11 protein-coding genes and 3 pseudogenes are annotated in these 12,171 nt (G+C 53.8%); 6 read left to right on the forward strand and 8 right to left on the reverse strand.

The genetic code is table 11. The annotated features are described in order from the left end of the window. Position 1 precedes the first annotated feature (1 nt). The gene (locus tag JFT81_RS21560; protein ID WP_201228934.1) at positions 2 to 2,125 is read right to left on the reverse strand and encodes an EAL domain-containing protein; all 2,124 of its coding nucleotides are present in this window, start codon (positions 2,123 to 2,125) and stop codon (positions 2 to 4) included. 322 nt (positions 2,126 to 2,447) lie between these two features. Here JFT81_RS21560 and JFT81_RS21565 point away from each other — a divergent pair, with 322 nt between their 5' ends. The 3 genes from JFT81_RS21565 (at position 2,448) to JFT81_RS21575 (ending at position 4,498) form a co-directional block, all read left to right on the forward strand. After that, complete coding sequence (locus JFT81_RS21565) at positions 2,448 to 3,116, forward strand: polysaccharide lyase family 7 protein (RefSeq protein WP_201228936.1); 669 nt, start codon at positions 2,448 to 2,450, stop codon at positions 3,114 to 3,116. A 472-nt stretch (positions 3,117 to 3,588) separates the two neighbouring features. Continuing rightward, the gene (trxA, locus tag JFT81_RS21570) at positions 3,589 to 3,918 is read left to right on the forward strand and encodes a thioredoxin (protein ID WP_201228938.1); all 330 of its coding nucleotides are present in this window, start codon (positions 3,589 to 3,591) and stop codon (positions 3,916 to 3,918) included. Positions 3,919 to 4,207: 289 nt separating this feature from the next. Then, positions 4,208 to 4,498, forward strand: coding sequence for a hypothetical protein (locus tag JFT81_RS21575; protein ID WP_201228940.1), 291 nt, complete (start codon positions 4,208 to 4,210; stop codon positions 4,496 to 4,498). Positions 4,499 to 4,756: 258 nt separating this feature from the next. On the opposite strand, the pseudogene JFT81_RS21580 reads toward JFT81_RS21575, so the two are convergent. Continuing rightward, positions 4,757 to 4,978 (reverse strand): annotated as a pseudogene (locus JFT81_RS21580) (fructose-1,6-bisphosphate aldolase); the annotation flags it as partial. Between the two features lie 29 nt (positions 4,979 to 5,007). Between JFT81_RS21580 and JFT81_RS21585 the strand changes: the two are divergent. Next, positions 5,008 to 5,259: pseudogene (locus JFT81_RS21585) on the forward strand (polysaccharide lyase family 7 protein); the annotation flags it as partial. Between the two features lie 838 nt (positions 5,260 to 6,097). On the opposite strand, the gene JFT81_RS21590 reads toward JFT81_RS21585, so the two are convergent. Further along, the gene (locus JFT81_RS21590) at positions 6,098 to 6,451 is read right to left on the reverse strand and encodes a hypothetical protein (protein WP_201198467.1); all 354 of its coding nucleotides are present in this window, start codon (positions 6,449 to 6,451) and stop codon (positions 6,098 to 6,100) included. Between the two features lie 604 nt (positions 6,452 to 7,055). Beyond that, positions 7,056 to 7,400 (reverse strand): annotated as a pseudogene (locus JFT81_RS21595) (class II fructose-bisphosphate aldolase); the annotation flags it as partial. Between the two features lie 116 nt (positions 7,401 to 7,516). Between JFT81_RS21595 and JFT81_RS21600 the strand changes: the two are divergent. Further along, positions 7,517 to 7,768, forward strand: coding sequence for a helix-turn-helix domain-containing protein (locus JFT81_RS21600; protein WP_201228942.1), 252 nt, complete (start codon positions 7,517 to 7,519; stop codon positions 7,766 to 7,768). Beyond that, a complete protein-coding gene (locus JFT81_RS21605) occupies positions 7,765 to 8,964 on the forward strand; it encodes a type II toxin-antitoxin system HipA family toxin (protein ID WP_201228944.1) in 1,200 nt (399 codons plus the stop codon). The genes JFT81_RS21600 and JFT81_RS21605 overlap by 4 nt, the downstream gene beginning before the upstream one ends. A gap of 81 nt (positions 8,965 to 9,045) precedes the next feature. Here the strand turns inward: JFT81_RS21605 and fba are convergent, their stop codons facing one another. From fba to JFT81_RS21625, 4 genes are all read right to left on the reverse strand, one after another. After that, a complete protein-coding gene (gene fba / locus JFT81_RS21610) occupies positions 9,046 to 10,110 on the reverse strand; it encodes a class II fructose-bisphosphate aldolase (protein WP_003229012.1) in 1,065 nt (354 codons plus the stop codon). A gap of 245 nt (positions 10,111 to 10,355) precedes the next feature. Continuing rightward, positions 10,356 to 10,688 carry an MliC family protein gene (locus tag JFT81_RS21615; protein ID WP_201228946.1) on the reverse strand — a complete coding sequence of 111 codons (333 nt, stop codon included), beginning with the start codon at positions 10,686 to 10,688 and terminating at the stop codon, positions 10,356 to 10,358. A 57-nt stretch (positions 10,689 to 10,745) separates the two neighbouring features. Beyond that, positions 10,746 to 10,967, reverse strand: a complete 222-nt coding sequence (locus JFT81_RS21620) for a hypothetical protein (protein ID WP_007913756.1) — start codon at positions 10,965 to 10,967, stop codon at positions 10,746 to 10,748. Between the two features lie 34 nt (positions 10,968 to 11,001). Further along, positions 11,002 to 12,165 carry a phosphoglycerate kinase gene (locus JFT81_RS21625; RefSeq protein ID WP_008081033.1) on the reverse strand — a complete coding sequence of 388 codons (1,164 nt, stop codon included), beginning with the start codon at positions 12,163 to 12,165 and terminating at the stop codon, positions 11,002 to 11,004. Between the last annotated feature and the right edge of the window lie 6 nt (positions 12,166 to 12,171).

Here is a 12,171-nt window from a genome sequence, read left to right on the forward strand (position 1 = left end):
TTCAACCGGGCAGCGCGCTCCAGTCGAAAGGCTCGGCGAAGCTTGCCGCGTCTTCGGCGATCAACGGCCGCGCGACGAGGAAACCTTGCACGTACTCGCAGCCGTGGGCTTGCAGCCATTGGTATTGCTCGATCGTTTCGACCCCTTCGGCGATCACCAGCAAACCGTATTGTTTGCACAGGTTGATCACGCTGCTGACCAATGAGGCGTCGCGGGCAGAGTCCGGCAACCGGGCGATGAGGTGACGATCCAGCTTGAGCGTGTCCAACTCCAGATCGCGCAGATGCGCCAACGAGCATGGCCCGGAACCGAAGTCATCCAGCGCCACGCGCACCCCAAGATTGCGCAACAAACGCAGTTGCTTGCGGGTTTCATCCGGGTTTTGCATCAGCGCTTCTTCGGTGACTTCGACTTCCAGCTGCCGCGGCTGCAAGGCATGACGTTCCATCACCTGACGCAACTCGGTGACCAGATTGGGCAGACTGAACTGGGTGTTGCTCAAGCTCACGCCAAGCACCAGATCTTCGGCAAACAAGGTTTCCCAGGCTTTGCGCTGACCGGCGCCGCGATGATAGATCCAACTGCCCAGCCGACTGATCAGCCGCGCCTCTTCCAGCAATGGCAGGAACAGCCCCGGCGGGACGTCGCCGACGCTCGGATGCTGCCAGCGCAACAACGCTTCAAAGCCGCGTATCTGCCCGCTATCAATAGCCACCTGCGGCTGATACACCAGATTGAAATCGCGGTTTTCGATGGCGGTGCGCACGCTTTCTTCGAGCATCAAGCGCGAGCGGGCGCGGCCATTCATTTCGTGGTCGTAGAAACGATATTGCTGACGCCCGGCACGCTTGGCTTCGTACATGGCGATGTCGGAGGCGCGCAGCAAACCGTCAAGGTTCGAACCGCAGTCCGGGAACGTCGCGATGCCGATACTGGCACCGAGGGCGATATCCAGCCCCTCGATTTGCTGACAGATCGACACGCGCTCGATGAGTTTCTCGGCAATCTTCGCCGCTTGCTCGGGGAACTCCAGGTCCAGCAACGCGGTGAATTCATCGCCGCCCATGCGCGCAAGAATGTCGAACGGCCGCAGGCACGCTTTCAATTGCTCGGAGACCCAGCGCAACACGCGGTCGCCGGCATCATGGCCGAGGGAGTCATTGACGCGTTTGAAGCCGTCCAGATCCAGGTACAACAACACCCAACTGCTGTCGCTGCGTTCGCCGCGCAACAGCAGGTTTTCCACGGTCTGATAGAAGCCTCGCCGATTGAGCAACCCGGTCAGCGGATCAGTAACGGCTTGAAACTCCAGTTGCTGATGCAAATGGCGCACAACCGACATGTCCAGCACGGTGACGACCATCGCATGCTGTTCTGCAGGCAACGCGGCGCATGACAACGCCACCGGCACTTGCTGGCCGGGCGCGGTGCGCAACAACGCATCGTGCAGTCGCAGCGTTTCGCCACGCTTATAACCGGTATAAAACTCGGAATCGGCCCACAACGGGATATGCGGTTTCTGCAAGTAATCGAGAAACTCCTGACCCTCCAACTCTTTTACCGGCGCATTGAGCAACCGCGAAATCGCCGGGTTGGCGAAACGGATCAGGCCGTCCTCACCCACCACCAGAATGCCCTCGGCAGCGTTATCCAGCACCGAGGCGTTGAACGCACGGGCCAGCTCCAGATCATGAGTCAGTCGCTGCAAGGCGCGCCGATTACGCTGGTGCTCCAGCAACGCCTGCACCTTGGGCTTGAGAATCTGCGGATCGAAAGGTTTGAACAGGTAATCCACCGCACCGCTGGCGTAGCCTTTGATTACGGCGTCCTGGGACTGCTCGTTGGCGGTGAGGAAAATGATCGGGGTGAGCCGCGTGCGTTGGCTGCCGCGCATCAACCGCGCGACTTCGAAGCCATCCATGCCCGGCATCTGCACGTCCAGCAGCACCAGGTCGACGTCGTGTTCAAGCAGAAGATTGAGCGCCTCGAAACCGGAAGCGGCGGTGATGACCTGCCAATCCTGACGCTGCAGCAACGCGCGCATGCTGATCAGATTTTCAGGGTAATCATCAACGATCAATAAGACAGAGCTGCCTTCACCTGGCTGGGGTTGCGCGCATTCCATGCTGCTTCTCTTGTCGGGACTACAGGTCGGTTCCGGTTAAAAACCGTACACATACTGAGCCTTCACTCTAGTCCGGGATCTGTAAAAGCAGTAGCTGTCATCAGGCCATCATTTAACCAAAGCCTCGATTTACCGACTAACGGTCACCGCTACAACCCCCGGAAACCGGGATAGATGGCATTTCGACAGGATGTTGACGCCAATCATCTGCCAAACGGGCGTTAACAAAAAACACCTCTACGCTTATAAAGGCCGCCCTTAAAAGGCGCGGACTAGAGCTTCTGGCACCCGCGTTCAGGATGAACTGAGTGGAAGAACCGACATGATCGATCTCGCAACCTGGAACCTCAGCGTTCCCGTCGGCAGCCCGCCGTACACCGTCGAAACCTCAAAACTGGTGAAGGGCTTCAAGGATCAGTACTTCCATTCCGACACCGGCACCTTGTTCTTCTGGTCACCGGTTACCGGGTCAAAAACCGAAAATGCGATTTACCCACGTACGGAACTGCGTGAGACCTTCAGCAACGGCACGCTGCGTAACTGGTACTACCCGGACGCCGATAACCTGCTGCGCGCGACAGTGACGGTCAACAAAGTGCCGAGCTCAGGGAAGATCGTCATTGGCCAGATTCACGCGTATGAGAGCCAGAAGCCGCTGGTCAAACTCGAGTACCAATACAAGACCAAAACCGAGACCGGCAACCTGGTGATCAAAGTGCGCATGCACCCGGACGAGGACGAAAGCCGCGTTATCACCTTGGCGACCGGGATCAAACTGGATCGCGAATTCAATTACCTCATTCACTTGAGCCCCGGCGGCGCACTCGGCATCAGCGCGGCGGGTTATCAGTGGGATTCACAGATCAGCGCGACATGGCGCAACAAGCCGCTGTATTTCAAGGCAGGTGTTTATGTGCAGGACAACACCGGGTACACCAGCGAAGGTGGGCAGGTAACCTTCAGCAAACTCGACATCGATCACGACAAATAAAGTTGCCCATACTCCGAACTCTGTGGGAGTTGGCTTGCCAACGATGACGACCTCACAGAGACCTCATATCTTGCAGACCGCACTCGATCCAATTGTAGGAGTGAGCCTGCTCGCGATAGCGGTGTGTCATTCAATATTTATGGTCTGATCCACCGCCATCGTGAGCAGGCTCACTCCTACAGGGGTTCAGCTGTGCGCCACAGACTGCGCCATTTCCGCATTACCAAGAACGCAGTTTATCGCGAGTTCGGCCAGCATGATGAAGCCTTGCCGCTATCGGGATCGTCCTGTTTTATACAACTTTTGAATCGCAACCGGTTCTAGCTTAAATCGCAAAAGGCTCTTAAAAACTGTCAGTTATTACAGGTGACTCACAGCTGCATCGTTCTAGATTCCTCGAAGTGACGCAACAACGCAGTAAAAAAAGCCAGTAGCAACTTGCACTGCTGACATCACTTCCACGGAGAATCACATGAGCAGCGAACTTATCAAACACGTCAGCGACGCTAGCTTTGACGCGGATGTTCTAAAATCCGCACTACCCGTATTAGTCGATTGTTGGGCGGAATGGTGCAGACCTTGCAAATTGATCGATCCGATATTGGACGAAATCGCTCGCGACTATCAGGGAAGGATTCAAGTCGTCAAACTTAACGTCGACGAAAATACGCAAATTTCAGCCCGATATAACATCCGTGAACTCCCGAAATTGTTGATATTCGAAAATGGAGATCTAACGAGCATTATAATCAGAAGATTTTCAAAGGATGCAATACTGCTACATCTCGAAAAATTTATTTGAAGTTACAATTTGACGCCGAACTGCTGACTGTAAAAAACCCAGACAACTTAGAATCTGGACAGGCTTATTTATAAAATCAAATCAAATTTAATTAAAAAACTCTGCCCTCACCTGCAAGAATCTTATTCCCTTACTCGCTGCTTACGCATAGAGAAACCATATAAAAACCTGTCAGTTATTACAGGTGACAGCCCAATAAATTCAACCTAACCTTAAAACGCAATACAAAAAAGAGGAAGAGAGAAACAGATTTCCTCACTTGGTTAATTCGAAAAACAAGGACGATAATATGACAATCATGACACCCTACTTTGAAACCCCTAACGGCAGCACTATTTGCCGAAACAACAACAATGGCTGGGATGTCTACGGCAAAGGACAGCCAAGAACGCATGTCAGTATTTACATCGCAGACAGCGGAGAAAGTCTGGCTGAAGTTTTCTGCGACGAGAATAGTCATTTTTCTGCAAAGCTCAACCTTAAAAACGTTCCCTGTGGTTCTTTACTCATTACTGCGCGCTGCTCTCTTTCAAGCGAACAATCTCAGTGGAGTCAAAACCTCAACATCGTAATATCTTAACAACCCAGAGAAAAATCGAGAAAAAAGGGGAGCCAGATAGATCGCCCCCCTTCTCCTCATTAAATTCTCTGCCTTTCTTCCTCTTCTTTCAGTTAGCTACTGCGTCTTTCCGCTACTACCCTCATTAACTTGTAATGGAATGGGACAAGAGGGCCTGGTGGAGGTCCAAATCGCAAACTGCGCCAAAGGCGAAAAATTTCTCCAACAAAAAAACCGCCTCTCGGCGGGTTTTTATTATTATTTTTCAAACACTCGGGCTTAGTTAACCTTAGCGTTCAACTCACCCTTCAAATACTGCTGATACATCACTCCAACCAGATCGGCTTGATCTTCGAAGCATTACCCGCAGTACCAAATGTTTCATAACGAGCGATACACGCATCACGCATTGCAGTCACAGTCGCACCGAAGCATTTACGTGGGTCAAAACTCGCTCGGGTCAGTAGCCATCAGGCGACGCATTGCGCCGGAGGATGAAAGATAACGTGCGCATGCTTCTCGATGATAAAGAAAGCCGCGTTATTACCCTGGCCACCGAAATAAAACTGGATAACAAATTCAACTACCTCATTCACTTGAGCCCCGGCGGCGCACTCGGCATCAGCGCGGCGGGTTATCAGTGGGATTCACAGATCAGCGCGACGTGGCGCAACAAGCCGCTGTATTTCAAGGCAGGGGGTTATGTGCAGGACAACTCCGGGTACACCAGCGAGGGTGGGCAGGTAACCTTCAGCAAACTCGACATCGATCACGACAAATAATGATGCCCGTACTCCGCACCCTGTGGGAGTTGGCTTGCCAACGATGACGACCTCACGGAGACCTCATATCTTTCAGACCGCACTCGATCCAATTGTAGGAGTGAGCCTGCTCGCGATAGCGGTGTGTCATTCAATATTTATGGTCTGATCCACCGCCATCGCGAGCAGGCTCACTCCTACAGGGGTTCAGCTGTGCGCCACAGACTGCGCCATTTCCGCATTATCAAGAACGCGGTTTATCGCGAGTTCGGCCAGCATGATGATCTGCTGAATCGCCAGAATCGTATGCCGCTGCGACGCGATGGGTGGAGGCTGAATCGATCAAATAACCGAGCACATCGAAAAATACCTGTTTCGTTGAACGCAGGCAGCACAACTTGCCTTTTATACAAAAATCGCAGCCTTTGAATTAAACAAGTCCTTTACTCCTCTGCAATCTTGAGTCTCGTACATTTATATTCATCTGATCACTTCGCCAACCTAGACATAGCGAAACATTATAAAAACTGTCATTTATTACAGGATACGACATGCAGCATCTGACGTAAGGTCATCCCTTGTTAGCAGGAAAGTCTTCTTTCACTAAACATCAACAAGGAAAATAAGCATGTCAACAAAAAATTATATATCCGGAAGTTTTCTAGGAAACAAGTTAATGCTTAAGAAGGTCGCAACCGATAACGGATTTGACCCTCTAAGCATATTCGAATCAGCCACTTCGGAAAAACCAGGCGAACCTCGCAAATATGTTAATTTTTCTAGGGCCGTTTATATTTATTCAAATCGTAACAGCAACCCCGGGCAGCGCTTTCACATCCCGCCTGGTGGAACCCCCGATTCAGAACAAGAAGAAGCCTGCAATATCCTTTGCAAAATCGTAAACGGTGAGTACACAAATCGAGACGGTTCCATATATAGCAACCAGCAATTTGAAAAGGACTATTTCGCTTGGCTCCAAAATAATAAAATAGAGGAGTAAAACAATAAAAAACCGCCTGACCAGCCTGCGTGAAAACGCATTGATGGTAGTTCCCGCAAACGCCCCGACTTGTTCAGGGCGTTTGCTTCTGTGCTCACAGCAGACGAAAAGGGCTTCCCAGCCCCTTAGCGCCATCAACTGACGTACGCCAAGCACGTCAATCTTGCCACTGTTGATGGCCTGAAAGCCGACCGCATTTTTTGCAGACCACATCCGATCCAATTGTAGGAGTGAGCCTGCTCGCGATTACGAATCAACATCCAACATCTGAACTGGCTGTTCCACCGCCATCCCGAGCACGCTCACTCCTTGAAGAGATGAGTCGCCCATTTACGATAACAGGTATCGCCAAACGTCATTAAAAACTGTCATTTTATTACAGCTACCCAAACAAGACACACCATATATTCTTCTCCACGCAACCGGAAAAACTGGAACAGTGGAAACGCCTCATTAACTTGTAAGGGAGTACTTGAAATGACCATTAAAGAAATATCTGAGCTTAGTATAGGTGAGTCAGTCAACTTCGAACTCGAGGATGGTACAACGTAAGCGGGAGAGATCGCATCCATTGAAAAACAGCTAGGCACCCTTAGTATCAAGCTTTCCGATGGAGGCTTTAAGGAGATTAACTATTACACGACAAAGTCGAGCTACCCCGTGATTTCGGCCAAAGTAGGCCTGACCGGCCTCCATGGGTCAAGAGAGCCTGGTGGGGGTCCAAGCCGCAAACCGCGCTAAAGGCGACAGAATTATTTATCCCAGTAAAAAACCCGCCTCTCGGCGGGTTTTTCATAATGCTAGCGAACGCTCAGGCTTAGTTCACCTTAGCGTTCAACTCACCTTTCAGATAACGCTGGAACATCGCTTCCAGAGAGATCGGCTTGATCTTCGAAGCGTTACCGGCAGTTCCGAAAGCCTCGTAGCGAGCGATACACACATCGCGCATTGCAGTCACAGTCGCGCCGAAGAATTTACGCGGATCGAATTCGCTCGGGTTGGTGGCCATCAAGCGACGCATGGCGCCAGTGGAGGCCAGACGCAGGTCGGTGTCGATGTTGACTTTGCGTACGCCGTATTTGATGCCTTCGACGATTTCTTCAACCGGTACGCCGTAGGTTTCTTTGATGTCGCCGCCGTACTGGTTGATGATCGCCAGCCACTTCCGGTTTCATGGACGAGTAAACGTGCATCAGAAAGGGCAGCAGTTTGCAGTGAAGCGTGGATAAAATGTTTCGTATACGCTACCTTCGATATTAAATGTTACGGTAGCGACACATGGACCACTCTCTATTGATTAACCGGCTCGGCATCCAATTACGCAAAAAACGTATAGATCGTGGCCTGACGCAGGCGAAGCTTGCCGATCTGGCGGGACTGACAAGATACAAAGTAATCGCAGTGGAGAAAGGCACCCTTTCTGTCAGCATGATCGCTTACGCGCGCGTTTTGGCTGCTCTGGACTGCGAACTCTCGGTGGTTCCAGCAACGATGCCAACCCTTGAAGAGCTTGGGGATTTATTCGAATGAAAATGGCCTCTCTTCGAGTCAGCACCCCACAAGGTAATAGCGGCAGACTTTTCAGCAACACTGAGGATTTCACCTTCCGTTATCACGAAGATGCATCGCCAGAAATGGCGATCAGTCTGTCGATGCCTGTAAGGCATGACGAGTTTCGTCGACGCGAGCTGCATCCTGTATTTCAGATGAATCTGCCAGAAGGCTATGTGCTGGAGCAGTTACGCAATCGCTTGGCCAAGACAGTCAACGTCGACCCAATGCTGCTACTGGCGCTTTCCGGCAGCACATCACCCATTGGCAGGGTTCACGTACGCTCTGAAACCGTTGATGCCTTGTTGGAGGAGCAAGAATTTCCGGGAGAGAAACTCGAAGAGATTCTCACGTGGGACGGCACGGAAGATATCTTCGCCGACATGCTTGATCGCTACATCCTGCGGGCAGGCATTTCAGGTGTTCAACCCAAATTGCTGGTGCCGGAACGACAAGAGGTAGAGTTGCCGCGAGTGACATCCAAAACCTCGGACCTGATCATCAAAAGTGGCAGAGACGAATTCCCAGGCCTGGCGATAAACGAATTCCTGTGTATGTCCATGGCAAAAGACGCGGGCATTCCCGTTCCGCCGTTTTACCTTTCCGACAACGCCAAGCTGTTTGTCATGCGCCGCTTTGATCGCGACGATCAGCTCAACCCGATCGGTTTTGAAGACATGGCCGTGTTAATGGGGCTGCCGGCTACTCAGAAGTACAGCAAAAGTTATGCAGCGATCGCGAAGGCTGTTCGAGTGTTTTGCCCGGCGAAACACTTGCGCACGTCCCTCGATCAACTCTTCGATAGCGTTGCCCTGAGTTGCATCGTCGGAAATGGCGACGCTCATTTGAAAAATTTCGGTTTACTCTATTCAGAACCCACGCAACGCGATGCGCATCTGGCGCCGGCTTACGACATCGTCAACACCACCGCCTATATTCCGGAAGATGTTTTGGCTTTGGATCTGGCGGGCAACAAGTCAATGTTCGCCTCCCGACAAGGACTGCTGGAGTTTGGCCATACCTGTGAAATCGAGCAGCCCAGAGAGCGCATTCAAAAGTTGCTCATCGCTGTTGAAGAGGTGCTGAAGCGCCATTCTCAGTATCGGGAACAAGCGCCTCACGTGTTTACTGCCATCAAGCAATCAGCAGCACCATTTGCTCTAACTTTTGGATAGTTTTACTGCAGGCAGACATTGCAACCCACAAAAAACCCGCCTCACGGCGGGTTTCTTGTATCAGCAGCTTAACGCTCAGGCTTAGTTAACCTTGGCGTTCAACTCACCTTTCAGATAACGCTGGAACATCGCTTCCAGCGAGATCGGCTTGATCTTCGAAGCGTTACCGGCAGTGCCGAAAGCCTCGTAGCGAGCGATACACACATCGCGCATTGCAGTCACAGTCGCGCCGAAGAATTTACGTGGGTCGAATTCGCTCGGGTTGGTGGCCATCAGGCGACGCATGGCGCCAGTGGAGGCCAGACGCAGGTCGGTGTCGATGTTGACTTTGCGTACGCCGTATTTGATGCCTTCGACGATTTCTTCAACCGGGACGCCGTAGGTTTCTTTGATGTCGCCGCCGTACTGGTTGATGATCGCCAGCCACTCTTGCGGAACCGACGAGGAACCGTGCATCACCAGGTGGGTGTTCGGGATGCGCTTGTGGATTTCCTTGATGCGGTCGATCGCCAGCACGTCGCCAGTAGGTGGCTTGGTGAACTTGTAGGCGCCGTGGCTGGTGCCGATGGCGATGGCCAGGGCATCAACCTGAGTCTTCTTGACGAAATCAGCGGCTTCTTCCGGGTCGGTCAGCATCTGGCTGTGATCCAGAACGCCTTCGGCGCCGATGCCATCTTCTTCACCGGCCATGCCGGTTTCCAGCGAACCCAGGCAGCCCAGCTCGCCTTCAACCGAAACGCCGCAGGCGTGCGCCATGGCGACGGTTTGTTGAGTAACGCGGACGTTGTATTCGTAGTCGGTCGGGGTCTTGCCGTCTTCGCCGAGGGAACCGTCCATCATCACCGAGCTGAAGCCCAGTTGAATGGAGCGCTGGCAGACGTCAGGGCTGGTGCCGTGGTCCTGGTGCATGCACACCGGGATGTGCGGGAATTCTTCGATCGCGGCAAGGATCAGGTGACGCAGGAATGGCGCGCCGGCGTATTTGCGAGCGCCGGCCGAAGCCTGGACGATCACCGGGGAGTCAGTCTTGTCAGCGGCTTCCATGATGGCGCGCATCTGCTCAAGGTTGTTGACGTTGAAGGCTGGAACGCCGTAGCCGAATTCGGCTGCGTGGTCCAACATCTGGCGCATGCTGATAAGTGCCATTGTGTGTGTCTCTCCCGGTTGAGGGTCGTTAATCGTGCCAGCCTGCCGGAGCGGCGGCGGCTATTCAAGTGATTGCAGATCGGGGGTTAAGGCCCGGTCTGGTGATTCGATAAAGCAAATTCTTCAGAACAGCGCAGAACCCCTGTAGGAGTAAAGCTTGCTCGCGAATGCGGTGGCACATTCACTATTGATGCAAGCTGAGCCACCGCTTTCGCGAGCAAGCTCTGCTCCTACAGGTGTTGCAACTACTCGGCCTTGCAGCCGCGGCCGATCAGGTCATTGGTGGCGACCCAGTACACCAGGCCTTCGTCACCCTTGAGGTGAAACGCCAGCATGCCATCGCTGTACAGCGTGCCCGAAGCGCCCGGCTCTTCTTTCAGGCGATAGACCTGATCACCGCCACCGAGTCGAACGTCGACTTCCTTCTGGCCGGCATCGGCGTAACGCCACAGCACTTTGGCCTGGCTGTCGCAGGTCCAGGTCGTCCAGTTATCCGCCGGGGCGGAAGACTGAAACAGGTTCAACTGCGCGCAACCGCCCAACAATGCCAACGCCGCAATGGCGATCAAGCCTTTCATCCGTGTTCCTCGACTGACGGCACATACCGCCAGCCCTGAGTTAAAGAGTCAGACCCGTCAAGGACAACCATGTTCCTTGGCCGGGGTTTGCGTCTCGTATTTGTCCAGGCCGTCCGGCCCCGAGCGCTTGTTCAGCACCGGGTTGGTTTCGGCCTGCCAGTCGGCCTGATAACAGCCCTTCTGTGACTCGCTCGGCGCGGGCGTGGCTTCGGCTTTCGGGTTACTCCCGCAGGCCGCCAGCGTACCGGTCAGCAACAACAGTGCTAACGACTTGACCATGTAAACACTCCTTTGCCTGGCCAAACGGGCGGCCTCAGGCCTTGGCCCGGCTTTCCAGGACTTCTACGGCTGGCAACACTTTGCCCTCGACGAATTCAAGGAACGCGCCGCCACCGGTGGAAATGTAGGAGATTTGCTCAGCCACGCCATATTTATCGATGGCCGCCAGGGTGTCGCCACCGCCAGCAATGGAGAACGCCGAGCTTTCAGCGATGGCTTGAGCCAAGACTTTGGTGCCGTTACCAAATTGATCGAACTCGAACACGCCAACCGGGCCGTTCCACAGAATGGTTTTCGACGATTTCAACAGTTCGGCGAAGTTGGCTGCGGTTTGCGGGCCGATGTCCAGAATCATGTCGTCAGCGGCGACGTCAGCGATCAGCTTGACGGTGGCTTCAGCGGTTTCAGCGAATTCTTTGGCAACCACCACGTCAACCGGCAGCGGCACGCTGACTTTGGCGGCGATGGCGCGTGCAGTGTCGAGCAGATCCGGTTCGTACAGCGATTTGCCAACCGGGTGACCGGCCGCCGCGAGGAAGGTGTTGGCAATGCCACCACCGACGATCAGTTGATTGCAGATCTGGCTCAGGCTGTTCAGTACGTCGAGCTTGGTCGAGACCTTGGAGCCGGCAACGATGGCAGCCATTGGTTGAGCTGGTGCGCCCAGGGCCTTGCCCAGTGCATCCAGTTCAGCGGCCAGCAGTGGGCCAGCAGCGGCGACCTTGGCGAACTTGGCGACACCATGGGTCGAACCTTCGGCGCGGTGAGCAGTGCCGAAGGCGTCCATCACGAACACGTCGCACAGGGCCGCGTATTGCTGGGCCAGTTCGTCAGCGTTCTTTTTCTCGCCCTTGTTGAAGCGCACGTTTTCGAACAGCACGATGTCGCCGGCCTTGACGTCAACGCCGCCCAGGTAATCAGCCACCAGCGGCACTTCACGGCCCAGGGCCTTGCTCAGGTAGTCGGCGACGGGCTTGAGGCTGTTCTCGGCAGAGAACTCGCCTTCGGTCGGACGGCCAAGGTGCGAGCAGACCATCACGGCCGCACCTTTTTCCAGGGCCAGCTTGATGGTCGGCAGCGAAGCCAGGATACGCGCGTCGCTGGTGACAACACCGTCCTTGACTGGGACGTTGAGGTCTTCGCGGATCAATACGCGCTTACCTTGCAGATCGAGGTCGGACATCTTCAACACGGTCATGGGTCG

Origin of the sequence: Pseudomonas sp. TH43 (assembly GCF_016650635.1) — a bacterium.
Lineage (GTDB): Bacteria > Pseudomonadota > Gammaproteobacteria > Pseudomonadales > Pseudomonadaceae > Aquipseudomonas.